Source organism: Pseudomonas sp. 300 (genome assembly GCF_055803035.1).
This window is the reverse complement of sequence record NZ_JAVLRV010000002.1, coordinates 3,715,967-3,739,357: the sequence shown is the minus strand read 5'-3', so window position 1 is coordinate 3,739,357 and position 23,391 is coordinate 3,715,967. Positions and strand designations below refer to the sequence as shown.

Annotated in this window: 24 protein-coding genes, 1 tRNA gene and 1 pseudogene; 15 read left to right on the top strand and 11 right to left on the bottom strand. The window is 60.1% G+C overall.

The window, feature by feature from the left end:
- Positions 1–118: 118 nt before the first annotated feature.
- Together Q7W83_RS23680 and rimI are read left to right on the top strand one after the other, a co-directional pair.
- On the top strand, positions 119–859 hold the full coding sequence (locus Q7W83_RS23680) for an energy transducer TonB (protein ID WP_150633113.1): 741 nt from the start codon (positions 119–121) through the stop codon (positions 857–859).
- A complete protein-coding gene (rimI, locus tag Q7W83_RS23675; RefSeq protein ID WP_008025817.1) occupies positions 852–1,304 on the top strand; it encodes a ribosomal protein S18-alanine N-acetyltransferase in 453 nt (150 codons plus the stop codon). Before Q7W83_RS23680 ends, rimI begins: the two co-directional genes overlap by 8 nt.
- Before the next feature lie 109 nt (positions 1,305–1,413).
- On the opposite strand, the gene Q7W83_RS23670 is transcribed toward rimI, so the two are convergent.
- On the bottom strand, positions 1,414–1,818 hold the full coding sequence (locus Q7W83_RS23670; protein WP_150639836.1) for a serine kinase/phosphatase: 405 nt from the start codon (positions 1,816–1,818) through the stop codon (positions 1,414–1,416).
- A gap of 168 nt (positions 1,819–1,986) precedes the next feature.
- On the opposite strand from Q7W83_RS23670, the gene can reads away from it, so the two are divergent.
- Entirely contained in the window at positions 1,987–2,631 is a 645-nt protein-coding gene (gene can, locus Q7W83_RS23665; RefSeq protein ID WP_017340775.1) for a carbonate dehydratase, read from the top strand.
- 18 nt (positions 2,632–2,649) lie between these two features.
- Here can and Q7W83_RS23660 read toward each other — a convergent pair whose 3' ends face one another.
- Together Q7W83_RS23660 and Q7W83_RS23655 are read right to left on the bottom strand one after the other, a co-directional pair.
- Positions 2,650–3,162, bottom strand: coding sequence for an SET domain-containing protein (locus tag Q7W83_RS23660; protein ID WP_150633051.1), 513 nt, complete (start codon positions 3,160–3,162; stop codon positions 2,650–2,652).
- 181 nt (positions 3,163–3,343) lie between these two features.
- Positions 3,344–4,516 (bottom strand): hypothetical protein, encoded by a 1,173-nt coding sequence (locus Q7W83_RS23655; protein WP_150633052.1) that lies wholly within the window; start codon positions 4,514–4,516, stop codon positions 3,344–3,346.
- Positions 4,517–4,660: 144 nt separating this feature from the next.
- On the opposite strand from Q7W83_RS23655, the gene Q7W83_RS23650 reads away from it, so the two are divergent.
- Together Q7W83_RS23650 and Q7W83_RS23645 are read left to right on the top strand one after the other, a co-directional pair.
- A complete protein-coding gene (locus Q7W83_RS23650; protein WP_150639835.1) occupies positions 4,661–4,951 on the top strand; it encodes a nucleotidyltransferase family protein in 291 nt (96 codons plus the stop codon).
- A gap of 126 nt (positions 4,952–5,077) precedes the next feature.
- Positions 5,078–5,293, top strand: a complete 216-nt coding sequence (locus Q7W83_RS23645; protein WP_473657259.1) for a HepT-like ribonuclease domain-containing protein — start codon at positions 5,078–5,080, stop codon at positions 5,291–5,293.
- Positions 5,294–5,329: 36 nt separating this feature from the next.
- Here Q7W83_RS23645 and Q7W83_RS23640 read toward each other — a convergent pair whose 3' ends face one another.
- Positions 5,330–6,748, bottom strand: coding sequence for a short-chain fatty acid transporter (locus tag Q7W83_RS23640; protein ID WP_150639834.1), 1,419 nt, complete (start codon positions 6,746–6,748; stop codon positions 5,330–5,332).
- A gap of 203 nt (positions 6,749–6,951) precedes the next feature.
- Between Q7W83_RS23640 and Q7W83_RS23635 the strand changes: the two genes are divergently transcribed.
- From Q7W83_RS23635 to Q7W83_RS23620, 4 genes and pseudogenes are all read left to right on the top strand, one after another.
- Positions 6,952–8,265 carry an MFS transporter gene (locus tag Q7W83_RS23635; RefSeq protein ID WP_473657257.1) on the top strand — a complete coding sequence of 438 codons (1,314 nt, stop codon included), beginning with the start codon at positions 6,952–6,954 and terminating at the stop codon, positions 8,263–8,265.
- Between the two features lie 93 nt (positions 8,266–8,358).
- Positions 8,359–9,120 (top strand): annotated as a pseudogene (locus Q7W83_RS23630) (PAS domain-containing protein); the annotation flags it as partial.
- Positions 9,103–9,711, top strand: coding sequence for a methyl-accepting chemotaxis protein (locus Q7W83_RS23625; protein WP_412071785.1), 609 nt, complete (start codon positions 9,103–9,105; stop codon positions 9,709–9,711). The pseudogene Q7W83_RS23630 and the gene Q7W83_RS23625, both read left to right, overlap by 18 nt.
- 59 nt (positions 9,712–9,770) lie before the next feature.
- Entirely contained in the window at positions 9,771–10,370 is a 600-nt protein-coding gene (locus Q7W83_RS23620; protein WP_150633058.1) for a flavin reductase family protein, read from the top strand.
- Between the two features lie 4 nt (positions 10,371–10,374).
- Here Q7W83_RS23620 and Q7W83_RS23615 read toward each other — a convergent pair whose 3' ends face one another.
- Positions 10,375–10,743, bottom strand: a complete 369-nt coding sequence (locus Q7W83_RS23615) for a cupin domain-containing protein (protein WP_150633059.1) — start codon at positions 10,741–10,743, stop codon at positions 10,375–10,377.
- Positions 10,744–10,819: 76 nt separating this feature from the next.
- The gene (locus Q7W83_RS23610; RefSeq protein WP_150633060.1) at positions 10,820–11,629 is read right to left on the bottom strand and encodes an AraC family transcriptional regulator; all 810 of its coding nucleotides are present in this window, start codon (positions 11,627–11,629) and stop codon (positions 10,820–10,822) included.
- Between the two features lie 154 nt (positions 11,630–11,783).
- Between Q7W83_RS23610 and Q7W83_RS23605 the strand changes: the two genes are divergently transcribed.
- Together Q7W83_RS23605 and ddlA are read left to right on the top strand one after the other, a co-directional pair.
- Positions 11,784–12,425, top strand: a complete 642-nt coding sequence (locus tag Q7W83_RS23605; protein WP_473657253.1) for a LysE family translocator — start codon at positions 11,784–11,786, stop codon at positions 12,423–12,425.
- A 10-nt stretch (positions 12,426–12,435) separates the two neighbouring features.
- Positions 12,436–13,530 (top strand): D-alanine--D-alanine ligase, encoded by a 1,095-nt coding sequence (gene ddlA, locus Q7W83_RS23600; RefSeq protein WP_150654031.1) that lies wholly within the window; start codon positions 12,436–12,438, stop codon positions 13,528–13,530.
- Positions 13,531–13,669: 139 nt separating this feature from the next.
- On the opposite strand, the gene ggt is transcribed toward ddlA, so the two are convergent.
- Positions 13,670–15,502, bottom strand: coding sequence for a gamma-glutamyltransferase (gene ggt / locus Q7W83_RS23595; protein WP_473657250.1), 1,833 nt, complete (start codon positions 15,500–15,502; stop codon positions 13,670–13,672).
- A 152-nt stretch (positions 15,503–15,654) separates the two neighbouring features.
- On the opposite strand from ggt, the gene Q7W83_RS23590 reads away from it, so the two are divergent.
- Positions 15,655–16,764, top strand: a complete 1,110-nt coding sequence (locus Q7W83_RS23590; RefSeq protein WP_473657248.1) for a DUF2817 domain-containing protein — start codon at positions 15,655–15,657, stop codon at positions 16,762–16,764.
- A gap of 97 nt (positions 16,765–16,861) precedes the next feature.
- Here the strand turns inward: Q7W83_RS23590 and Q7W83_RS23585 are convergent.
- Together Q7W83_RS23585 and Q7W83_RS23580 are read right to left on the bottom strand one after the other, a co-directional pair.
- A tRNA-Met gene (locus tag Q7W83_RS23585) sits at positions 16,862–16,938 on the bottom strand.
- A gap of 115 nt (positions 16,939–17,053) precedes the next feature.
- Positions 17,054–19,111: a methyl-accepting chemotaxis protein gene (locus Q7W83_RS23580; protein WP_150633065.1), complete on the bottom strand. Its 2,058-nt coding sequence runs from the start codon at positions 19,109–19,111 to the stop codon at positions 17,054–17,056.
- A 324-nt stretch (positions 19,112–19,435) separates the two neighbouring features.
- Here Q7W83_RS23580 and Q7W83_RS23575 point away from each other — a divergent pair, with 324 nt between their 5' ends.
- From Q7W83_RS23575 to Q7W83_RS23565, 3 genes are all read left to right on the top strand, one after another.
- Positions 19,436–20,653, top strand: coding sequence for an MFS transporter (locus Q7W83_RS23575; RefSeq protein WP_150633066.1), 1,218 nt, complete (start codon positions 19,436–19,438; stop codon positions 20,651–20,653).
- A 124-nt stretch (positions 20,654–20,777) separates the two neighbouring features.
- Positions 20,778–21,269 carry a hypothetical protein gene (locus Q7W83_RS23570; RefSeq protein WP_150639826.1) on the top strand — a complete coding sequence of 164 codons (492 nt, stop codon included), beginning with the start codon at positions 20,778–20,780 and terminating at the stop codon, positions 21,267–21,269.
- Positions 21,270–21,273: 4 nt separating this feature from the next.
- On the top strand, positions 21,274–21,507 hold the full coding sequence (locus Q7W83_RS23565; protein WP_150633068.1) for a hypothetical protein: 234 nt from the start codon (positions 21,274–21,276) through the stop codon (positions 21,505–21,507).
- 116 nt (positions 21,508–21,623) lie between these two features.
- Here the strand turns inward: Q7W83_RS23565 and ychF are convergent, their stop codons facing one another.
- The gene (ychF, locus tag Q7W83_RS23560) at positions 21,624–22,724 is read right to left on the bottom strand and encodes a redox-regulated ATPase YchF (protein ID WP_017340760.1); all 1,101 of its coding nucleotides are present in this window, start codon (positions 22,722–22,724) and stop codon (positions 21,624–21,626) included.
- 22 nt (positions 22,725–22,746) lie between these two features.
- A complete protein-coding gene (gene pth / locus Q7W83_RS23555) occupies positions 22,747–23,331 on the bottom strand; it encodes an aminoacyl-tRNA hydrolase (RefSeq protein WP_008037207.1) in 585 nt (194 codons plus the stop codon).
- Between the last annotated feature and the right edge of the window lie 60 nt (positions 23,332–23,391).

The following is a 23,391-nucleotide window of genomic DNA, read 5'->3' as shown; positions in this document are numbered from 1 at the left end:
AGTATCGATCAACAGCGGGCGATCTTGAGCGAAGGGCGGTAGAATCAGCGCACTTTAGTTATCCACAAGTGGCCGACCTTTGCTAATCGAGTCCCGTCGCCGCGCTTATTTGACCGCCATGCAGGTGGTCAACTGGCTGCCGCGTACCGAATTGCCCTTTGCCGCGCCCTCGCGGCCCGAGCTGCTGGAGGTGCCCGAACCGTTGGTCGTCGCCCCGATGGTGTCGGCGCCCGTGGCCGATGCACCCGCAGAACCTGTGGTCAAACCGGCCGAACGGGTAAAAATCGAGGTGCCGCGCCCATCGTTGGCCAGTACGCGTACCAATGCCAAGGTCGAAGAAGAGGAGGCTCCGGTCGTGGTCAAGGCGCCGGTCGTGCCTCCTCCGCGATTCGCCCTGCAATTGTTGCGCGCCGGTCGTTGCCTGCTGCTGGTGGAGTTACCCACAGGCGAAACCTTCCAGACCCGCGATCCTGCTTACCTGCTACTCAAAGACATGCTGCGCGCCGCCGGTCTGCCGGACAGCCCGCAAATTGTCGGCGAACCGGTGCGCTGGCCGTTGTTGGCCCGCGGCACCATGGATCAAGGCCCGGAAGCGGCTCGTGATTTCGTACAAGGTTTCCTTTCGGCCCGACTGGAAGACGCACCGTGTGTCTGCGTGTGGCTGATCGGCCTGCCGGCGGTGCGCTTTGCTGGCGAGGCCAACGCCGAATCCTTCAACCGTGAACTTCAGGTCGAAGGCCTGGGCGCGGTCTGGGCCCTTCCGGGTCTGGAATTATTAATGGAAGAGCCACAGCGTAAGGCTGATGTCTGGCAAGCCATGCGTCGGCTGATGGCGCGCTGGAAAGAATCGAATGAGTGACGCTGTATCGTTTCGCCCGATGACCGAGGCAGACCTGGACGCTGTGCTGAAAATTGAATTCGCGGCGTACAGTCATCCCTGGACCCGCGGGATTTTTCTCGATGGGCTGGGCAAGTACCAGATCTGGCTGATGTTTGAAGGTTCGCAACAGGTCGGGCACGGCGTGGTGCAGATTATTCTGGATGAAGCGCATTTGCTGAACATCACCGTCAAACCGGAAAATCAGGGGCGCGGGTTGGGTTTAACGCTGCTGGAGCACTTGATGTCGATTGCCTATAAGGCTGAGGCGCGGGAGTGTTTTCTGGAAGTACGCGACAGTAATCGGTCGGCGTTCCGGTTGTATGAGCGGTATGGGTTTAACGAGATTGGCCGGCGTCGGGATTATTATCCGGCCGTGGGTGGGCGCGAAGACGCGGTGGTCATGGCCTGCACCCTGGTTGACTGAGCTTCCTTAAAAGCATCGCGAGCAGGCTCGCTCCCACAGTGGATTGGTGTCGTACATCAAACCTGTGGGGGCGAGCCTGCTCGCGATGGCGTTTCTCGGGAACCGAAGATCACCGATTACCATCCATCGGATCCCGCCGCGCCAATTCCTCTTCATCCAGACCATTGCCCCCGCCGATGTCGTCTTCATCGACAACGCTCAAATCCCAATCGGCCTGGCCGCCTTCACCGGCCTCATGCGCATCCCGAGCACCGTCTTCACGGATCAGGGTTTCCGGGCTCATGTCATCATCGGTGGACTCATGGTCAGCGGTCGCGGCGCCGGTCATGCCGGCTTCAAGCACGCGCCCCCGCGGCATCAGTCGCTGGCGCTCGTTTTCCGTCAGTTCATCGCCGATTTTGGCGCTGGGTTCTTCCTCGTCGAAATCCAGCTCATGCATCGAGCCCATGCGGTCTTCGTTGTCGTCGATGGGCTCCGGTTGCGTCGCATCGTAAGGACGTCGTGAATCAGTCATGGCAATTCCTCATACTGTGGGCCTTACTACGGTGGACCCACTGGGCTCCTCAGAATTCCACCGGCATGGTGTGCAGGTAATATGCACCAGCGGCAATCTGCATCTCGCGCGTGACCCCGACGGACGGTTGTCAGTCAAAGCAGCGCATCATTCTCGAGGCTTCATTGCATGAACGAATTACAAGATCTGATTGATAACAACGAGCGCTGGGCTGACGCGATCACCAAAGAAGATCCTGATTTCTTCGCCAAACTGGCCCGTCAGCAAACGCCGGAATTCCTCTGGATTGGCTGCTCCGACGCCCGCGTGCCGGCGAACGAGATTGTCGGCATGCTGCCCGGCGACCTGTTCGTCCACCGCAACGTGGCCAACGTGGTATTGCACACGGACCTCAATTGCCTGTCGGTGATTCAGTACGCGGTGGACGTGCTCAAGGTCAAACACATCCTTGTCACCGGCCACTATGGCTGCGGCGGTGTGCGAGCCTCGATGCAGGACCGCCAATTCGGCTTGATCGACGGCTGGTTGCGTTCTATTCGCGATCTTTATTACGAAAAGCGTGAAGAGCTCTCCAAACTGCCTACCGAGGAGGAGCAGGTTGATCGCCTCTGCGAACTCAACGTGATCCAGCAAGTGGCCAACGTCGGGCACACCAGCATTGTTCAAAACGCTTGGCACCGCGGGCAGAAGCTGTCGATTCACGGCTGCATCTATGGCATCAAGGACGGTCGGTGGAAGAGCCTGAACGCCACCATCAGTGGTTTCGAGCAGTTGCCGCCGCAGTACCGCCTGCGTCCGTTCGAGCCGCTGTAAGTAACATCAGCACAGGCTTCATCGACGCCAATTCTGGAAAAACAACTGGCCATCGACATTCGGTGCTTCGTCGTAGCCGGTGATCCAGCCTCGGCAGCAGGGACAGGCGCAGCGGCAGGCGAATTGCCGCTGCAGCTTGTCTTCGGTCATGGCTATATCAATCGTCAGCCGATCGCCTTTCCTGATGTCCTTCAACGCCCATAACCACAGCTCACTCATGTCGAGAAAGGTGTTGGGGTCGCAGGCGTGGCTGAGCAGTCCGCAGAACCGTGGGTCGTATACATGAATGCCCGGCGCCATTTGCCGGGTGTGTCGACAGCGATACGGCAATAGATGCCCGGAAACCCGGCAGATTCGACTCAGACGTGGAAACTCCCGCAGAGCGCAGACGGCTTTTGCCTTTGCCTGAGGGCTATTGACGATCTGAAAGTCTTCCAAGGACGGGAATCCAAGGCTCAGCGGCAACTCGACAAACGGGTAAATGCCTTTGGACGGCGGTGGGGGTAATGCTTGTTCGGCGTAGGCTTTCATAACAATCCTTGTCGGCTGGGTGCTGCGACCTCCGTCGGCTGACATCCTGTCAGCCCTGCAACACATGGGTATGTCTCAAGCCTCTCGCAAAAAAAACAAACGGTCTACTGTCATAACTGACAGAAGAAAAGTGCGTGTTCCTGCGTCAGCCAAGGCTTACGCAGGAACGCTGTTCAGCCTTTTACAGATGCGGAGCAGGCATCGCGGCCGCAGGCGCCGGGGCTTTGAGCTGTTTAAGCTGAGACTTGATCGGTGTCGTCGCGCATTTGGCCGTGGCTTGCCCGGGCGTCAGGTTGCGGATCGAGGTGTAGAACAGTTCGCAGGTTTTATCTGCCTGGGCCACCTGCCAGGTCTGGGTGCAACTTCTCAGTTCAATGTCTGGATTGCTGTCCGGGTCTCGGCCCATGGCGGCTTGCCAGCACGCGGCACTCAAGTCCTGGCCCATGACTTTCAGGCCCGCCGCGTCAGCCTGGGCCTGGGCATCCTTACCGGTATAGCTGTCCGGGTCGGCGGCGTACCAGATGTAGCTTGGATGGTTGGAACCCAGCACCGGCACTTTTACCCCGTCCTTCGGACTGATGGTTACCAGGCCTAGCACGTTCACGGTTGGCCCGTATTGCTGTTTGATCCAGTTGCGCACCGGCGCGCCGAAGGCGACCATCGGCAGCGTGGTACCGCTGGCGTTCTGGCTGACTTCCTTGACCATGGTGGTCTGGTAGTCCTTGAAGTAGTCGTAGACGCCTTCCAGATCCTTGCCTGCGTTGGAGGGCGCGGCAATCGGCGCGATGTCAATGATGGTCTGGAAAGCCGGCGTCTGATCGGCAGCGATCCCGTTGACCGTCAGCAGCGTGGCCCAACGATCAGTGGTGGCCGACTTCAAGTAATCCTGTGCCTGGGTCAGCGAATAATCCGGCGGGAAGTGCAGCAACTCGACACTTCTGCGGTTCTCCAGTGCCATGCCCAGCGGCAGGAACAAGTACCAGCTATAAGCCCACTTGCCGTCGGCATTCAGCTTGCTGGCGCCGGTGTAGGCCAGGTCGCCGGCATCGAGCAGCGCCGCCAACGGCTTTTCATAGCCTCTGGGCACCCCGGTGATGGCGGCATAGAGCTGATCGTTATCGGTTTTGACTTGCACCTTCGCGTCGCTGTAACCATCGCGCTGCACGCTTTGGGTCAGGTAATGCTCGACGGTTTGCTCCAGCGTCCAGTTGCGAAAGCAGATCACGTTGCAGTTGTTGGGGTAGGCAAACAGCCGGGTGACGCGCTCGGTGCTGCCCAGTTTCAGATCGGCATCGGCATGGGCGACGGTACTCAGGGTGAGGGCGGCGAGGGTGAGTCCTGCGAGTTTGAACATGCTCAGATCCTTTTCAGCGTGTGGGCCCCTGAAAACGGAGGCGAGTACAGTGGGATGTGACAGGTCGGGTTACAAGTGGCGCAGTGTTTACCTCTCTCAAGCACTGCTAGACTGGCGCAATACTGCACTGGGTAAAGGTGAAATATGAAGCCCTCGATTGCACTTGATCTACAACGAGTTGCCGTTCGTGAGGTTGTCGGCCGCTTTCGTACAGCCAATCCTCGTGTGTTCGGTTCGGCACTGCTCGGGACGGATAAAGAGGGGAGTGACCTTGATCTGCTGGTAGATGCACTGCCAGGTGCCACACTTTTTGATCTTGGCGGCCTTCAGGTTGAACTTGAGGATTTGTTGGGGGTGAGTGTCGATCTGCTGACGCCCGGCGATCTTCCTGTGAAGTTTCGCCAGCAGGTGCTTGAGCAGGCTCGTCCCGTATGACCGATAACCGTCTCGGCGATTACCTTGACCATATGCGTCAGGCCGCTGGGGATGCGCTGATCTTTGTCGAAGGTTTGAGTAAAGAAGAGTTCTTCGACGACAAACGAACCCCAGCAAGCCGTCATCATGAGCCTCATCATTATTGGCGAGGCCGCGACCAAAATCATGGATCGTTACGTCGAGTACGCCACGCAGAACCCTCAGGTGCCATGGCGCAGCATGCGAGGTATGCGCAACCGCATTGCTCACGGCTACTTCGTTATCAATCTGGAAGTGGTGTGGGATACGGTTCAGGCTGCTTTGCCTGAACTTCTGAAGGTGTTACCCACCGATAAAGACTGATCGCACCTGCCTCACAGCAGGTGCAATCAACACCGTTTAAGGCATCACCGGCGCCGTATACGTCAGCGTCGTCCCCAACGCCCACAGTAGAAACAGCACCAGCGGCGTGTGCACCAGCAGTTGCACGAACGAAAACCCGATCAAGTCCCGTGCCTTCAACCCCAGTACGCCCAGCAGCGGCAACATGTAGAACGGGTTGATCAGGTTCGGCAGGGCTTCGGCGGCGTTGTAGATCTGCACGGCCCAGCCCAGGTGGTAGTTCAGGTCGGTGGCCACTTGCATCACATACGGCGCTTCGATGATCCACTTGCCGCCGCCCGACGGAATGAAGAACCCGAGGATCGCCGAGTACACGCCCATCAGCAGGGCGTAGGTGTCGTGGGACGCGATTTGTACGAAAAAGGTCGAGATGTGGTGCGCCAGGGTCTGCGCGTCAGTGCCTTTGACCGTGGTCATCAACGCAGCGATCGAACCGTACAACGGGAACTGGATCAGCACGCCGGTGGTGGTCGGCACCGCGCGTGACACCGCATCGAGGAAGCTTCGCGGGCGCCAGTGCAGCAAGGCACCGAGCATGATGAACAGGAAGTTGTAGGTGTTCAGGCCGGAAATCGCACTGATCGCCGGTTTGGTCGAGAACTCGTGAAACAGCCACCCGGCCGCCAGCAACACCAGCAGAATCGTCAGCAACGGGCTGTGTTCCAGCCATTCGCCGGGGCGGGTGCGCGGTTGCAATGGCGGCAGGTTGAAGCTCGGGTCGATGCCGCAGGCTTCGGCATCACGGGCCGAGTTCGGGCCGGGTGCGGTGGCGTAGGCAATGATCAGCGAGACCACGATCAGCGCGAGCAGCATGACGCCGGACTGCCAGAGAAAGATCGTTTGTGTGAAAGGAATCACCCCGGTGATCGACAGAATCGACGGCGGCAGGCTGGCCGGGTTGGCCTGCAATTGCGCGGCGGAAGACGACAGGCCCAAGGCCCACACGGCGCCAAGGCCCAGATACGCTGCTGCGCCGGCCGCGCGGTAATCCATTTTCAGATCGACGCGACGGGCGAGGGCACGCACCAGCAAGCCGCCGAATACCAGCGACAGACCCCAGTTCAGTAGCGACGCGACCATGGAAATCAACGCCACCCATGCTACGGCGGAACGGCCGTTCTTGGGGATGCGCGCCAGGCGGTCGATCAGTTTCACGGCGGGAGGCGAGCTGGCAACCACATAGCCGCCGATCACCACGAAGGCCATCTGCATGGTGAACGGGATCAGGCTCCAGAACCCGTCACCGAATGCCATCGCCGCGTCGGTGGGTTTGGCGCCCATGAACAGGGTGGCCACGGCGACGATGATCACCGCCAGCGCGGCGAATACCCAGGAGTCGGGAAACCAGCGTTCGGCAAAACTTGAACAGCGCAGGGCAAAACGGGCGGAGCGGGTATCTTCGATATCAGCAGCCACGGGAGTACCTCGAATTTTTATGTTTGTTGTGGTCTTCAGGGCCGCAGAGGCCCATCTGGACAGGTGCCAACAGTAAATCAATCGGTCACGATTTGTGACGAAGTTTTTAGCCATACGGGACGATGGTCTAACGGGTTGTCCGCTGGCGCATTTGCGTAGACCATGGGCGCCTTGGTTTCTTGTCCATGCCAGAGTTCTTTTTGATGACTGCTCTCAACGATTCGCGCCCGGCACCGTTCAGCCGCTCGGACTACAAGACCCTCGGCCTTGCGGCCCTTGGCGGTGCGCTGGAAATCTACGATTTCATCATTTTCGTGTTTTTCGCCCTGACCCTCAGCCAGCTGTTCTTTCCGCCGGAAATGCCCGAATGGCTGCGCTTGCTGCAAAGTTTCGGGATTTTCGTCACCGGTTACCTGGCGCGGCCGTTGGGCGGGATCCTGATGGCGCATTTCGCCGACCGGCTGGGGCGCAAGAAAGTCTTCAGCTTGAGCATTTTGATGATGGCGCTGCCGTGCCTGCTGATCGGCATCATGCCGACCTACGCCCAGATCGGCTATTTCGCGCCGCTGCTGCTGTTGGCCCTGCGGATTCTGCAAGGCGCGGCGGTGGGCGGAGAAGTGCCGAGTGCCTGGGTGTTTGTCGCCGAGCACGCACCGGTCGCGCACCGTGGTTACGCGCTCGGTTTCCTGCAAGCGGGGCTGACCTTTGGTTACTTGATCGGCGCGCTGACGGCGACCTTTCTGGCGCAGGCGTTCACCCCGGCGGAAATCCTCGATTACGCGTGGCGTTACCCGTTCCTGCTGGGCGGCGTGTTTGGCGTGATAGGCGTCTGGCTACGCCGCTGGCTCAGCGAAACCCCGGTGTTCATGGCGATGCAGTCGAAACGCGATGACGCGGTCGAACTGCCGCTACGCACGGTCTTGCGCGAACATCGCCTGGCGATTTTGCCGGCGATGATTCTCACCTGCGTGCTGACTTCGGCCGTGGTGGTCTTTGTGGTCATCACCCCGACCATGATGCAGAAAACTTTCGGCATGACCGCCAGCCACACCTTTGCCCTGAGCGCGTTGGGCATCGTGTTCCTGAACATCGGCTGCGTGCTGGCCGGTTTGCTGGTCGACCGCATCGGCGCCTGGCGCACGGTGATGCTGTATAGCCTGCTGCTGCCGCTGGGCATTGGCGTGCTCTATACCAGCCTGATCATTGGCAGCCACTGGATCGGTCTGGCGTACGCGATTGCCGGCCTGAGTTGTGGCGTGGTCGGCGCGGTGCCGTCGGTGATGGTCAGCCTGTTCCCGGCGCGGATTCGCGTGTCGGGGATTTCCTTCACGTACAACATTGCCTACGCCGCGTGGGCGAGTATCACACCGCTGTTGCTGATCGGCCTGATGCCGTGGAGTCCGTGGATTTGCGTGATCTTCTGCGCGGTGATGGGCGCGGTGGGTGTGAGCAGCGCGTTGTATTTCGGTGCGCGCATGCCGAGGACAGGCAACTGCCCGGCGGCTGGTGCCATCTGATTGAAGGCGGCGTGGCGCACATGACGAATATTTTTGTAGGACAACCCTGAAACACTCTTCAGAAAATACTCCCAAGGCCGATGGTTAGGCTGCATGCCGCTTTCTATCCCTGCCCATCGGTGCTTTCCCATGTTCAACAAACGCTTGAAGCAAGAGTTGTCGGCTCTTCGCGAAGAACTCTCCAGCCTTCAGCAAGTGAAGGAAAGTCTGGAAAGCGAAATGCTGGTCCTGACCCTTGATCCCGATGGGCGTATTCAATCGGTCAATCAGAATTTTCTCAGCGAGATGCTCTACAAGAGCCACGACCTGATCGATCGTCCGATCGAAGACATCGTGCCGCCCCACGTGAAGTCCGATGAATTCCACCACCGTTTCAAGGCCGCGCTGACCCGTGGCGAGCACTTCTCCGGTGCAGTGCGCCTGCTGCGAGGTGATGGCCAGGAAGCCTGGTTGCGCTCGATCGTGCAGCCGGTGCGTTCCTCGGACGGGCGGATCAAGCATTTCTCGATTTTTTCCAGTGACCTGACCCGCACCATCGAGGCGTCCCGTGAGCATGAGAACCTGATCGGCGCGCTGGTGCGCTCGACGGCGGTGATCGAGTTTGACCTCGCTGGCAACGTGCTCGCAGCCAATGAACGGTTCCTCAACGGCATGGGTTACAGCCTGGCGCAAATCAAGGGCAAACATCACCGCACCTTCTGCGATGCGCAGGAGTACAGCAGTGCCGAGTATCAGGACTTCTGGCGTCGCCTGAATGCCGGAGAGTTCGTCGCCGGCCGCTTCAAGCGCGTGGATAGCCACGGGCGTACGGTCTGGCTGGAGGCGTCCTACAACCCGGTGGTCGACGCCAACAACAAGCTCTATAAAGTGGTGAAGTTCGCCACCGTGATTACCGATCAGGTCAATCAGGAACACGCCGTCGCAGAAGCGGCCAACATTGCCTACGGCACCTCGCAACAAACCGATCAAAGCGCCCAGCGCGGCACGGCCGTGGTGACACAAGCGGTGAACGTGATGCGCGACCTGGCCGAGCACATGCAAACCGCCGGCGAGGGAATCGAAGCGCTGAATGAGCAATCGCTGGTGATCGGCACCATCGTCAAAACCATCAGTGGCATCGCCGAACAGACCAACCTGCTGGCGCTCAACGCGGCCATCGAAGCCGCCCGGGCCGGAGAGCAGGGGCGTGGTTTTGCCGTGGTGGCGGACGAGGTCCGGCAACTGGCTTCGCGCACAAGTCAGGCCACCGATGAAATCGTGTTGGTGGTGCGTCAGAACCAGGACATGGCGCGTAACGCCGTAGCCCTGATGACCGACGGTAAACTTCAGGCCGAACAAGGCCTGGCGCTGGCGGCAGAGGCGGGCACGGTGATTGTCGAAATTCAGGACGGCGCGCAGAAAGTGGTGAATGCGGTCGGACAGTTCGCCAATCAGCTATCGAGTTGATGCCTGCCAACCGGGTGGAAATCGCTACAATCGGCATCTTTCCCCAGGAGCAGATGCCCATGAGCGCTTCCCATCGCCGCCCGGTTCCCTTGTCCAAGGCTTATCGCCTGCTCAATCATGGGCCGACCGTGCTGGTCAGCGCCGCCCATGACGGGCAGCGCAACATCATGGCGGCGGCCTGGGCCATGCCGCTGGATTTCGAACCGCCGAAAATTGCCGTGGTGCTGGACAAGTCCACCTGGACCCGGCAATTGCTGGAAGCGTCGGGCACGTTCGTGCTGAGCGTACCCTGCGCCGCCCAGGCCGATATCGTGCAAACCGTTGGCTCGACGTCCGGCCTGGAGCTGACTCAGGGCCAGGGCCGAGACAAATTCCAGACCTATGACTTGCAGACTTTCAGCGGCGAGCTGATCGATGCGCCGATGCTCGAAGGTTGCGTGGCCTGGCTGGAATGCCGACTGCTGCCGGAGCCCGGCAATCACCAACAGTACGATCTGTTCCTGGCCGAAGTGATTGCCGCCCAGGCGGACGAGCGCGTGTTCAGCGACGGTCGCTGGCACTTCGAGGGGCACGATGCATTGCGCACCTTGCACCACGTGGCGGGAGGGCATTTCCTGACAATCGGTGATCCGGTGGACGGCAAGACCTTACAGCCGTAAGACGTCACACCCAGAGGTCGTTCTGCGCCGTGCGTTCGCCACCCTTGTCACCGGTGTTCAACACGCCTCGGGGTTCGATCAGCAGGAGTTTCACCTCCTGCCCGGCGAACGGCTTGTGCTCGACACCCTTGGCCACCACATACATTTCGCCGGCATTCACCAGCACGTGACCATCGCGAAAATCGATGCGCAACTGGCCTTCCAGAACGATGAAGGCTTCGTCGGTATCGTGGTGGTCGTGCCAGATGAAATCCCCCAGCAACTTCACCACCTTGAACTGATAGTCGTTCATTTCGGCGATGACCCGCGGTGTCCAGTGCGAGTCGATCCGGGAGATTTTTTCGGCGAAATTCAGGCTTTCGTAGGCTTTCATGGCGCAGCTCTCATGGTTGATCGTCAAGCCACGATAGCCAGCGCAGCAGCGTGCTTCTTGTACGATTGTGCGTGGCTCAGCGCCGGTGCATCTTCATCCAGCGCGCGGGCGACAAACCGTAGGTTTTGCTGAACTGGCGGGTCATGTGGCTCTGATCGGTGAAGCCGGCGATCAGTGCGGCGCTGACCAGCGACTGCCCTTGAATCAGCAGCGAACGAACCAGATCGAGTCGGCGCATGGTCAAGTAACGGTAAGGGCTGGTGCCGAACAACAGGCGAAAATCTCGCGACAGACTCCAGCGATCCCGGCCGCTGTGGTGCGCCAGTTCTTCCAGCGTCACGGTGCGATCCAGTGCGCTGTGCATGTATTCCCGCGCGCGCTCCGCGGCCCTGTAGTCGAAGCTTGCATGCCTGGCAGTGACTCCGCCAGCGCTGTTCAAGGCTTGCGCCAGATCGAACAGCGCGTCCTGCGCTTCCAGCGGTTCGAGGGGTATATCGAGGCTGCGCAGCAGGACTTCGGTGGCGGCGAACAGGCGCGGGTCGGGCGACAAGCCGTTCTTGATGAACGGTAGCGGCTGACCGCCGAGCATCTGCTGGATCAGCGCCGGTTCGATGTACATCATTCGGTACTGAAACCCGGTCTCGGTCCCGGCCTCGCCATCGTGGACTTCGTCCGGGTGCAGCACCATCGTCCCGCCGGGCAGGCTGTGGCGCCAACCGCCGCGGTACTGGAAGCGCTGCACGCCGGCGAGGGTGTGGCCGATGGCGTAGGTGTCGTGGCGATGCAGGTCGTAGCCATGTCCGGCAAAAAATGCCTCGAACCGCTGCAGACCCGCCACATCGGGCGCGCGGTGGAACCAGTCATTGTGCGGTGGGTGTCTGGTCATGCTGATCGTTGCCTGGAACTCGATACGGATCACGTTAACCCAGTGATCGGTCGTCTGTCTTCTGGCCGATGGAAGGCCTCGTGCAAGTAGAAAACCGAAGGGAAATGTTGCACTGTGTTGCACATCTTCTGCAGCCACGAAGGCGACCCCCATCATGGAAATGTCCCACCTGAGCTACGCCGCACCCTTGTTGTCGCTGGCGCTGCTGTGGACCGTTGCGGTGGTGACGCCGGGACCGAATTTTTTCAACATCGCGCAACTGGCGGCCAGTCAATCCAAGCGTCATGGCGTGGTAGCCGCGCTGGGCGTGGCGACGGGCACGGTGCTCTGGGGGCTGGCGGGCGGGCTGGGCATCAAGTCGCTGTTCAGCGCGGCGCCGACGCTTTACCTGGGTTTCAAGATTGCCGGTGGCTGTTACCTGATCTATCTGGGTTTGAAGCAGTTCAAGCGCAAAGCGCCGGTGACTGCGGGCGACAACCGCTTGATTGCCGATGCGGGGCGCACGTTGTGGTCGGTGTATGGCCAGGGTTTTCTGGGCAACATGACCAACCCCAAATCCGCACTGTTCGTCGCGACGATCTTCGCGACCGCCATGCCTGCGACGGTGCCGCCGATGTTGCTGGCGCTGGCCGTATTGACCATGGCGACGTTGTCGTTCAGTTGGTATTGCAGCGTGGCGCTACTGTTCTCCAGCCGTCGGATGGCGCGGGTGTACGACCGTTCGCGCACATGGCTGGATCGCTTTGCCGGCAGTTGCTACCTGTTGTTCGGTGCGCATCTGGTGGCCAGTCGTTGAGGAGTTCTGAATGAGTAAACTGCGGATTGGCATTATTTTTGGTGGCCGTTCGGCTGAACATGAAGTGTCGCTGCAATCGGCGAAAAACATCGTCGACGCGCTGGACCGGTCGCGTTTCGAACCGGTATTGATCGGCATCGACAAGCAGGGCCACTGGCATCTCAACGATCCGTCGAACTTCCTGCTCAACCAGGAAAACCCGGCGCTGATCGCCCTCAACCAGTCCAACCGCGAACTCGCCGTGGTGCCGGGCAAGGCCAGTCAGCAATTAGTGGAAACCTCCAGTCAGGAACTGTTGGGGCATGTTGATGTGATCTTCCCGATCGTTCACGGCACGCTGGGCGAAGACGGTTGCCTGCAAGGCTTGCTGCGCATGGCCGATCTGCCGTTTGTCGGCTCCGATGTGCTGGGCTCGGCCGTGTGCATGGACAAAGACATCAGCAAACGTCTGCTGCGCGACGCGGGGTTGGCGGTGACACCGTTCGTCACCCTGACTCGCGCAACGGCCAAGCGCACCGGGTTCGCCGAGGTCCAGGCCAAACTCGGCCTGCCGCTGTTCGTCAAACCGGCGAATCAGGGTTCTTCGGTGGGCGTGAGCAAGGTCAACGATGAAGCCGAATACACGGCAGCAGTCGAACTGGCTCTCGGCTTCGATGAGAAAGTGCTGGTCGAATCAGCCGTCAGTGGCCGCGAGATCGAGTGCGCGGTGCTCGGCAACGAAGACGCCATCGCCAGCGGTTGCGGCGAAATCGTCATCCGCAGCGGGTTCTATTCCTACGACAGCAAGTACATCGACGCACAGGCCGCTGAAGTGGTGGTCCCGGCCGACATCAGCAGCGAAACCAGCGAGCGCATTCGAGCACTGGCTGTCGAGGCGTTTCAGGTGTTGGGCTGTTCCGGGTTGGCGCGAGTCGATGTGTTCCTGACCGACAGCGGCGAAGTGCTGATCAACGAGATCAACTCGCTCCCCGGTTTCACCCGCATCAGCATGTACCCCAAGCTGTGGCAGGCCACGGGCATGACGTACAGCGAGCTGGTCAGTCGTCTGATCGAGCTGGCGCTGGAGAAGCACAAGGCGCGGCAGGCGCTGAAGATTTCTCGCTGAGAAAAGTTAACTGACATCATGAAGGCCTGCGCACGTAACGTATTCAAAGAGGAAAAGGCTGCGCAAGCATGAGGATCAGGATGGGTTCTCCATGGAAAAGGCCTACCACCCGGTAAGCCCTTTCCATGCCGCGCAGGACTCAATCCCCCAACGCTTCTCCCTCCCGCCGCGGATCCGCTCCGCCTGCCAGCGAGGCTTTCCCCTGCGCATCCTTGACCCGGACAATCGCCTGAGTGCCGCTGGTCATGTCGATCTCGGTCACGCTGTGCCCCTTGTCCTTCAACGCCTGAATCAAACCCGCACTGAACTGCCCCTGTTCCAGTTCGGTCGGGCCGTTGCGGCTGCCGAAGTTGGGGAGGTTGATGGCGGTTTGCGGGTCGAGGTTCCAGTCGAGCAGGCCGACCGTGGATTTGGCGACGTATTCAATGATCTGCGAGCCGCCGGGAGAGCCGAGGGTGGCGAGGAATTCGCCGCTCTGGCGGTCGAAGATCAGGGTGGGCGCCATGGACGAGCGCGGGCGTTTGCCGGGTTCGACGCGGTTGGCGACTTTCTGTCCGTTTTCTTCGGGAATGAATGAGAAGTCGGTCATCTGGTTGTTGAGCAGGAAGCCCTGAACCATCAGGTGTGAGCCAAATGCGGATTCGACCGTGGTGGTCATCGACACCGCTCCGCCCAGGTCATCGACGGCCACCACTTGCGAGGTGGAAATGCGCAGCGGCGAACGGTCCGGCGCGTAGGCGACCTGAATGCCCGGCGGCGTGCCAGGCTGGGCCGTGCCCATGCTGCGATCGCCGATCAGGGCGGCGCGGCTGGCGAGATAGGTCGGGTCCACCAGGCCCTTGACGGGGACGGGCACGAAGTCGCTGTCGGCGACGTACTGTGCGCGATCGGCGTAAGCGAGGCGCTCGGCTTCGGAGATCAGGTGCACGGCTTCAGGGGCCGGTTCGATGCCTGCGGGGAGGGTGCTTTTGACTGGCTTCAGTGGCGCCAGGGCATAACGCGGGTCACGGGCTTCCAAGGCCTGCAAGGTGCCGAGGATCTGCGCCACGGCGATTCCGCCCGACGACGGCGGCGGCATGCCGCAGACTTGCCAGCGTTTGTAATCGGTGCACAACGGCGCGCGTTCCTTGGCGGTGTAGCCGTTGAGATCGCTCAGCGACAGGCTGCCGGGGTTGGCGTGGCCCTGAACCTTGGCGACGATTTCCTGCGCGATGGGACCTTTGTACAACGCATCGGGACCTTCCTCTGCGATGCGTTTGAACGCAGCGGCCAGCGCCGGGTTTTTCAGTGAGGTACCGACGGCTTTCGGGCTGCCATCGGCGTTCAGGAAGTACGCCATCATGTCTGGCGAGCGCTGCATCGACGAATCCGACGCGATCAACTGATGCAGGCGTGGCGAGATGGGGAAACCTTGCTCCGCGAGTCTGATCGCCGGCTCGAACAGCTGCGCCCATGGCAGGCGCCCGTGTTTCTGATGGGCCAGTTCCAGGGCCCGCAACACGCCGGGGGTGCCCACGGAACGACCGCCAATCTGCGCCTGAGTGAACGGCATCGGTTTGCCGTCGGCTTGCAGGAACAGCTTCTCGGTGGCGCCGGCCGGCGCGGTTTCACGACCGTCGTAGGTGCGCACGGTTTTGCCGTCCCAGAGCACGATCAATGCACCACCGCCAATCCCCGAGGATTGCGGCTCGACCAGCGTCAGCACCGCTTGCATCGCAATAGCGGCGTCAATCGCCGAACCGCCCTGACGCAACATCGCTCGTCCGGCTTCGGCGGCGAGCGGATTCGCCGCTGCGGCCATATGTTTTGAGGCATGCCGGGTCTGCAGATCGGAGCGATAGCCCGAGGCGGTTTCCGGTGCGAGAGGTAACGTCGAAGCGGGCGGAACGTTGCACGCCGCGAGGGTTAATGCGCCGACAATCAGCGAAAGGGCTGGCAGGCGATAGCGATTCAAGCGAAGGGCTGAGAACACGCGGGGCACTCCGTCCGTGGGAAAGGTCAGAGGACTTTATCGGCCGACAGCCAGTGACGCAAACCACGGGACGTTTTTGTCCTTCTTCCATTGGTAGATTTTCTGTAGGGTCAAGGGCAGCAGACGAGTCAGAAGATCAACAAGAGGCAGGCATGCAGACCGACTTCCCCGCACAGCCGAGCTATGGCGCTCAGCGTGAACAGTTTCTGGCAGCAGCGAATGCGGCCGGCGCGATACTGACCGAGTATCCGCACCCGCTCAAAGGCCCGTTCGGTGAACCTCTGAGCACCGATGTGGCGGTGCTCGGTGATCCGGCCGCCCAGCGCTTGCTGGTCGCGCTGAGTGGCACTCACGGGGTCGAGGGCTTCTATGGCTCGGGTTGCCAGATCAAGTGGATGCAGGAGTTGGGCAAGCGTTCATTACCGGCCGATGTCGCGGTGGTGTTTGTCCATCTGATCAATCCCTGGGGCACGGCGTGGCTGCGCCGGGTCAACGAAGACAACATCGACCTCAATCGCAATCACCTGAACTTCGAACATCCGCTGCCGGACAATCAGGCCTACGCCGCGCTGCACGAAATCTATGCCTGCACTGAGTTGGCAGGCCCCGAGCGTGATCGCGCCGATGCGCTGCTTGATCAGCAGATCCACGAACACGGCTGGCCGGCGGTGATGTCGATTGTCGAGGGCGGCCAGCACAGTCATCCCGACGGTCTGTTTTACGGCGGGCGGGCACCGAGCTGGTCGAACCGCACGTTGCACCGGATCCTTCAAAAACATGTCGCCCACGCCGATGTCGCGATGTGCTTTGACTTGCACACCGGCGCCGGGGAATACGGCCATCCGATGTTGCTGACCATTACCGAGTCCGCTTATCCAGCGTTGCCGGATGCGCAGGCGATTTACGGGCCGTGGCTCTATACGCTGCTGACCGGCGCCGACACGCTGAGCGAAACCGGCGTGGCTGCGACAGCCACCGGCTACACCTCGCAGGCGTTGATCGACGCGCTGCCGCAGGTGCGATTGATGCCTTTCGTGATCGAGTGCGGGACTTATCCGGGGGCCGAGGTTCACCGTCATTTGCGCGATGACCATTGGTTGCATCTGCACGGCAATCCGAGTGATGCGGTAGGGCGTGAAATCAAACTGAATCTGCTGGAGCAGTTCTATCCCGCCGACAGCGACTGGCAGGCGATGGTCTGGCTGCGTACGTGGCAGATATGGGAGCGGGGGTTGTCAGCGTTGGCGGTGATGCGTTCCTGAGGCGTGCTTTCGTTGCCCGAACCCGGCTCGTGGTTCGGGCAACTTTTCTCGAGGCATAAAAAAACGGCCTACCTTTCGGTAAGCCGTTTTTAGTACTTGGTGGCTACACAGGGACTTGAACCCCGGACCCCAGCATTATGAATGCTATGCTCTAACCAACTGAGCTATGTAGCCAAGTGGCGCGCATTATTCACCGGTAATGAAGATGCGTCAAGCGCAAATCTAAAATATTTCTCTACGCTTTCAACCGCTTATCCATCTGAGCCGAAAAACCGGACCGGGGAGGGCGTCAACCGAGCTGGAATCTCCCGGTATTGGCGCTCAGGGCCTTGCTGCCCTGACTCAAGGTGTCAGCTGCCAGGTTCACCGCCCGCGCGCCTTCGAGCAAGCGCACTGCCGCCTGATCGACTTGCTGGATGTTGCCGCTGACTTCGTCGGCAGTGGTTGCCTGCTCATCGACCGCTGTGGCGATCTGCGCCAGGGTGTCGGTGACGCTTTGCACGGCGCTGGCGATTTCCCCCAGTCGCTCGCCGAGGCCGGTGACCGCTTGCGCATCGGATTGCGCCTGGCCGCAGGCGGCTTCCATCAGGCTCACGGCTTCATTCACCGTGTTACGCAAGCTGTCGACGGTGCCGGCGATCTGCGCGGTGGACGATTGGGTGCGTTGCGACAGGCTGCGCACTTCATCGGCGACCACCGCAAAGCCTCGACCCTGTTCACCCGCACGGGCGGCTTCGATGGCGGCGTTGAGCGCCAACAGGTTGGTCTGCTCGGCGACGCCGCGAATGGTGTCGACCACCAATTGAATCTGCTGGCCTTGTTCGCTGACCCGTCCGAGCGCCGCCGCCGTGTCGTTCAAACGCTGGTTGAGCTGTTGAATGCTCGCGGTGGTGCGTTGGCTGTCACGGCTGCTGTCGGCGGCGATGCGCTGAGTGTGCTGAGCGCTGCCGGAGGCCTGTTCGCAACTCTGGGCGACGCCTTGAGAGGTCGCGGCCAATTGCGTTGCCGCTGCGGCGATCTGACTGATCTGCAATTGCTGCGCTTCGACCTCGCCCAACGCACCACTGGAGTGATGGTTGAGCGTGCGCACCGCGTTACTCAGTTGCAGGGTTTCGTGGTCGACCCCCAGCAAGCTGTTGCGCAGTTGCACCACGGCGACGTTGAGCGCAGTGCTGATCGCCGCCAGTTCGTCGCGGCCTTCAACCGGCACTTGCAGGCTCAGATTGCCGTCACGCAAGGCTTCGGCCAGCAGCGTGATGCCACTGGCGCTGCGGCGGATCGAGGCCTGCAAGCAGATGAACAGGTACAACGCGGCCAGCAACAGGCAACCAAAGATCGCTGCCACCACAATGAACTGGCGGATCGCCGAGCCATGGTAGTAATCCAGACGCTGATCCAGCGAGACCAACGATTGCTGCCGTAATGAAGCGAGGTCGGTGAGCAGGCTGTCGAGACTACGTTCGAATTCTTCAGGCTTGAGTTTGATGCTGCCGCCAAACACGCCGTCATCGAGGACTTTCAGCTCGGCGTCGAGGTGTTTGAGGCTGTCATGGTATTGCCCGGCCCAAGTCTGCAAGGCACTGGGCAGGCGCGCTTCGAGCAGGCCAGCGGTTTTAGCCAGCTGCTCACGGGCGTCGCCAATGCGGCTGCGCAGGTCGCGCAACTGCAGACGGCTTTGCAGGGTGAACTGACCGGACACCACCGACGCCTGGCCGACGCTGGCCAGACGGCCTACGCGCTCGATCAGGTCCGGCGCGTGTTGCGTGGAGATCTGCGTCAGCAGATAAGTTTCCAGCCATGGCGCGAGCGTCAGGCGATTGTCCATGGCGATCTGTTCACGCAAGGCTTGCAGCGCGCTCAAGGCATTGGTGAAACGATCGTAACCGTCCGGCCACCAGCCGACGCTGCTCAGGCTTTTCGAGTCGAGGCCATTGAGGGCGGTTTGCAAGGCTTGATAGCGGGCCAGGGTTTCGCCCTCGGCGCCTTCGGCTTGCAAGGCGTTGCCGAGGTCCGTGGTGGCTTGGGCGACAGCGGGTTGAACCGCATCGAACGCCGCCATCGCGGCAAGCGTTGCCGGTGTCGGCTGGCGATTGGTCTCGGTGGCACGCCATCGCGCGGCGCGGTCACGCTGGGCGGCGAGCAGGTTATCCAGTGCATCCAGTGCGAGCAGTTGCCGAACCCCGGCACGCTCGCCGGAAATCAGGTTCAGTTTGGCGCGATAGTCCTGACCGATCATCAGCAGGCTACCCGCCAGCGGCAGGATAAACAGCAGAAACAACAACTGAAATTTACGGGCGAAGCCGAAACGCCCCAGCAACCCGATCCCCGGAGATAAAAAAGCCTGCATGCCCCATGACTCCTCTGGACACCACGCACCAATGGCGTGCGTCGAGGTCATTGCGACCGCGACTCGTGCCCTTTTTAAAGGCCTCGAAAGTTCACCCTCGTCAGCTCTGTAGGCCGACTCTGTAGCGAAACTTCCCATTCTCGGTGCCCTTTGTAAGGGCGCCGCGTTGAAGCGGATAAACAAGGCAAGATTCAGACCATGGCGTTGCGCTATTACTTGCGCAATTTAGTTCGTTAGCTGGCTAAGGGGATGGCGCTGCTGCACTGAAAAATGGCACATTGAGGCACCTGCCCGTGTGCACCCATCTGCTGTACGGAAATTCCCATGGCTATCAGCAATGCCCAGACCGGCACACCGCCGGCGTCCGCGACTTCACAAAGCAGCCCCTTGGTCATGCGCATCATCGGCGCGGTGGCGCTGGCGCATTTGATCAACGACCTGATTCAGTCGGTGCTGCCGTCGATCTACCCGATGCTCAAGGCCAACTACGGTCTGACCTTCACCCAGGTCGGACTGATCACCCTGACCTTTCAGTTGACGGCCTCGCTGTTGCAACCGTGGGTCGGTTACCACACTGATCGTCATCCCAAGCCCTGGCTACTTCCGGCCGGGACGGTGTGCACGTTGATTGGTATTTTGATGATGTCGGTGGTCGGTAACTTTCCGATGATCCTGTTGGCGGCGGGGTTGATCGGTATCGGTTCTTCGACGTTTCACCCGGAAGCTTCTCGTGTGGCGCGATTAGCCTCAGGTGGGCGTTTCGGCTTCGCACAGTCGACGTTTCAGGTCGGCGGTAACGCGGGTTCGGCCTTCGGTCCATTGCTGGCGGCGGCGATCATCATTCCGTTCGGTCAGGGCCATGTCGCATGGTTCGGCCTGTTCGCGGTGTTTGCGCTGTTTGTGCTTTACCGGATCAGCCGCTGGTACGCCAATCACTTGAGCCTGTTCAAGCTCAAGCAAGGTCAGGCGGCGACGCATGGTTTGTCGAAGGGCCGAGTGATCAGTGCGCTGGTGGTGCTCGGGTTGCTGGTGTTCTCCAAGTATTTCTACATGGCAAGTTTCACCAGCTACTTCACCTTCTACCTGATCGAGAAATTTGACCTGTCGGTGGCCAGTTCGCAACTGCATTTGTTCCTGTTTCTGGGGGCGGTGGCGGCGGGGACCTTCTTCGGCGGGCCGATTGGCGACAAGATCGGGCGTAAGGCGGTGATCTGGTTCTCGATCCTCGGCGTGGCACCGTTCACGCTGATCCTGCCGCATGTTGATTTGTTCTGGACCAGCATTCTGAGCGTGGTGATCGGCTTCATCCTCGCCTCTGCATTCTCGGCCATCGTGGTTTATGCGCAGGAATTGGTACCGGGCAATGTCGGGATGATCGCAGGGGTGTTCTTTGGGCTGATGTTCGGTTTCGGCGGGATTGGCGCGGCATTGCTCGGGCATCTGGCAGATGTCCACGGCATCGAATACGTGTACTTCCTGTGTTCGTTCTTGCCGCTGCTTGGGGTGTTGGCAATCTTTCTGCCACGAACCAAAAAAGTCTGACCCGTACCGACCGGTATAGAGATTTTTAGTATTAAAGCGCGCTTGCAGCTGTGATTGCCGTTTGCGCAAATCACTGTCCTGATGGAAACTTCGCGCCTTTCTGGACTCGATAAGGATGCGAGCAGTGGAGTTTGACAGGAATCAATTTATCGCCAATCACGGCATTGTCTTCAACGTCACCCGTTTCAGCGTCACCCCCAGTGATCGAGGTGGCCTCAGGACGCTCCATTTCGGGGAAGCGAAATCGGCCCATTTTGAGGTCAGCAGTTTGCTAGTCGAGCTGTATGACAAGATGCTCGCCCAAGACCTGCCCTGCGTGATGATGGTAGGTATCTCCAACCCGCTGACCCGCAAGCAGGGTGACCTGCTCAACAACCAGCGCATGAGTATTGCCAACATTACTGCCGGGGTCTTTACGGCGGCTGGCTCTAAAGTGCCGGTTATTGGTCTCGCTGTCGGACCGGCGGCAGGCTATTTTGGCCGAGAGTTGGTAAAGAGCAAGTTACCGACCTATCACGCTGGCGATGTCATCGTCAGTCTGGATGCTCAAGTCAGTGGCGGCATCGGACCACAGCGCTCGGTGTCTTCCATGATCATCAAGTCACAAGGGGCATAGACCCATGAGTCTCTATAGTCAGTATGCGTTGGCAGGCGTGGGGATGCTGCTGCTATACACTTGCGTAAGGAGCTACGTACTCAGGAAATGGCTGGGTATTGCTCTGGTCGGTTTGGGCTTTTGCTTGATGCTTGTGCTGCCGCCCTATATAGGCAGTATTGATGTCGGGATCTTTGCAATCGCGGTAGTGGGGGCGGGCGCTTCGATGTTCTTCAATCGGAGGAAGTACCAGGTGTGAGATAGCGGAGCCGCCGTCGCATTTGGTGTGCTGGTTTGATCCATTAAAAAACAGGCACAAAAAAGCCGCGTTTAAACGCGGCTTTTTCTTGGGTCAGTGCTTCGTTCTGAATAACGTCAGACGTTAAAACGGAAGTGCATCACGTCGCCGTCTTTCACGATGTAGTCCTTGCCTTCCAGACGCCATTTACCGGCTTCTTTGGCGCCGGCTTCGCCCTTGTACTGGATGAAGTCGTCGTAGGCGATGACTTCGGCGCGGATGAAGCCTTTTTCGAAGTCGGTGTGGATCACGCCAGCGGCTTGCGGTGCGGTGGCACCGACGCGGACGGTCCAGGCGCGGACTTCTTCGACACCGGCGGTGAAGTAGGTCTGCAGGTGCAGCATTTCGTAGCCGGCGCGGATTACGCGGTTCAGGCCTGGTTCTTCGAGGCCCAGGGCTTCGAGGAACATGTCTTTCTCTTCGCCGTCTTCCAGTTCGGCGATTTCGGCTTCGATCTTGTTGCAGACCGGAACCACCATGGCGCCTTCTTCTTCGGCGATGGCTTTGACGATGTCCAGCAGCGGGTTGTTCTCGAAACCGTCTTCAGCGACGTTGGCGATGTACATGACCGGCTTGGTGGTCAGAAGGTGGAAGCCACGGATCACCGCCTTGTCGTCGGCCGCCATGTTCTTCATCAGGGTGCGCGCAGGCTTGCCGAGGGTGAAGTGAGCGATCAACTGCTCCAGCAGGCCCTTCTGGACAACGGCGTCCTTGTCACCACCCTTGGCGTTACGGGCGACTTTCTGCAGTTGCTTTTCGCAGCTGTCGAGGTCGGCGAAGATCAGTTCCAGATCGATGATTTCGATGTCGCGTTTCGGGTCGACGCTGTTGGAGACGTGAATCACGTTCTCGTCTTCGAAGCAGCGGACCACGTGGGCGATGGCATCGGTTTCACGGATGTTGGCGAGGAATTTGTTGCCCAGGCCTTCACCTTTCGAGGCGCCGGCAACCAGGCCAGCGATGTCGACGAATTCCATGGTGGTCGGCAGGATGCGCTTCGGATTGACGATGGCCGCCAAGGCTTCCAGACGTGGATCCGGCATCGGCACGATACCGGTGTTCGGCTCGATGGTGCAGAAGGGGAAGTTCTCGGCCGCGATCCCGGATTTGGTCAGGGCGTTGAACAGGGTGGACTTGCCGACGTTAGGCAGGCCGACGATGCCGCAATTGAATCCCATGGTGTTTCCCCTCGGGTAAAAGTCAGGCCTTCTGGCTGTGCAGGTTTTTCATCGCGCGGTTCCATTCCCCGGCGAGGATATCCGGCAGCACGCCGAGGGCAAAGTCGATGCTGGCATCGAGTTTTTCCTGTTCGGCGCGTGGCGCACGACCCAGGACGAAATTTGAAACCATACTGGCTACGCCTGGGTGGCCAATGCCAAGCCGCAAGCGGTAGAAGGTATTCTGATTGCCCAGTTGCGCGATGATGTCGCGCAACCCGTTGTGACCGCCATGGCCGCCGCCCTGTTTGAGTTTGGCAACGCCCGGAGGCAGGTCGAGTTCGTCATGCGCCACGAGTATTTCTTCAGGCTTGATGCGGAAGAATCCTGCGAGTGCCGCGACGGCCTGGCCGCTACGGTTCATGTACGTGGTAGGAATCAGCAGACGAACATCCTGACCCTGGTGCGAATAGCGCCCGGTCAGGCCGAAATATTTGCGATCTGCCACAAGGTTGACGCCTTGTGCGTTCGCGATGCGCTCAACAAAAAGGGCCCCTGCGTTATGCCGGGTCTGTTCGTATTCAGCGCCTGGATTTCCCAGGCCAACGATCAGTTTGATGGCAGTCACGATAGGGGCCCTTCCTTGGAGTGGTGGATAACATCGCCGCGACCAGAGTGTGCGGCGAAA

What these genes read in the sequence shown, in the direction of transcription:
- Q7W83_RS23680 (WP_150633113.1), top strand. Translation starts at nt 119, where the DNA reads ATGCAGGTGGTCAACTGGCTGCCGCGTACCGAATTGCCCTTTGCCGCG.
- rimI (WP_008025817.1), top strand. Translation starts at nt 852, where the DNA reads ATGAGTGACGCTGTATCGTTTCGCCCGATGACCGAGGCAGACCTGGAC.
- Q7W83_RS23670 (WP_150639836.1), bottom strand. Translation starts at nt 1,818, where the DNA reads ATGACTGATTCACGACGTCCTTACGATGCGACGCAACCGGAGCCCATC.
- can (WP_017340775.1), top strand. Translation starts at nt 1,987, where the DNA reads ATGAACGAATTACAAGATCTGATTGATAACAACGAGCGCTGGGCTGAC.
- Q7W83_RS23660 (WP_150633051.1), bottom strand. Translation starts at nt 3,162, where the DNA reads ATGAAAGCCTACGCCGAACAAGCATTACCCCCACCGCCGTCCAAAGGC.
- Q7W83_RS23655 (WP_150633052.1), bottom strand. Translation starts at nt 4,516, where the DNA reads ATGTTCAAACTCGCAGGACTCACCCTCGCCGCCCTCACCCTGAGTACC.
- Q7W83_RS23650 (WP_150639835.1), top strand. Translation starts at nt 4,661, where the DNA reads ATGAAGCCCTCGATTGCACTTGATCTACAACGAGTTGCCGTTCGTGAG.
- Q7W83_RS23645 (WP_473657259.1), top strand. Translation starts at nt 5,078, where the DNA reads ATGAGCCTCATCATTATTGGCGAGGCCGCGACCAAAATCATGGATCGT.
- Q7W83_RS23635 (WP_473657257.1), top strand. Translation starts at nt 6,952, where the DNA reads ATGACTGCTCTCAACGATTCGCGCCCGGCACCGTTCAGCCGCTCGGAC.
- Q7W83_RS23620 (WP_150633058.1), top strand. Translation starts at nt 9,771, where the DNA reads ATGAGCGCTTCCCATCGCCGCCCGGTTCCCTTGTCCAAGGCTTATCGC.
- Q7W83_RS23615 (WP_150633059.1), bottom strand. Translation starts at nt 10,743, where the DNA reads ATGAAAGCCTACGAAAGCCTGAATTTCGCCGAAAAAATCTCCCGGATC.
- Q7W83_RS23610 (WP_150633060.1), bottom strand. Translation starts at nt 11,629, where the DNA reads ATGACCAGACACCCACCGCACAATGACTGGTTCCACCGCGCGCCCGAT.
- Q7W83_RS23605 (WP_473657253.1), top strand. Translation starts at nt 11,784, where the DNA reads ATGGAAATGTCCCACCTGAGCTACGCCGCACCCTTGTTGTCGCTGGCG.
- ddlA (WP_150654031.1), top strand. Translation starts at nt 12,436, where the DNA reads ATGAGTAAACTGCGGATTGGCATTATTTTTGGTGGCCGTTCGGCTGAA.
- Q7W83_RS23590 (WP_473657248.1), top strand. Translation starts at nt 15,655, where the DNA reads ATGCAGACCGACTTCCCCGCACAGCCGAGCTATGGCGCTCAGCGTGAA.
- Q7W83_RS23580 (WP_150633065.1), bottom strand. Translation starts at nt 19,111, where the DNA reads ATGCAGGCTTTTTTATCTCCGGGGATCGGGTTGCTGGGGCGTTTCGGC.
- Q7W83_RS23575 (WP_150633066.1), top strand. Translation starts at nt 19,436, where the DNA reads ATGGCTATCAGCAATGCCCAGACCGGCACACCGCCGGCGTCCGCGACT.
- Q7W83_RS23565 (WP_150633068.1), top strand. Translation starts at nt 21,274, where the DNA reads ATGAGTCTCTATAGTCAGTATGCGTTGGCAGGCGTGGGGATGCTGCTG.
- ychF (WP_017340760.1), bottom strand. Translation starts at nt 22,724, where the DNA reads ATGGGATTCAATTGCGGCATCGTCGGCCTGCCTAACGTCGGCAAGTCC.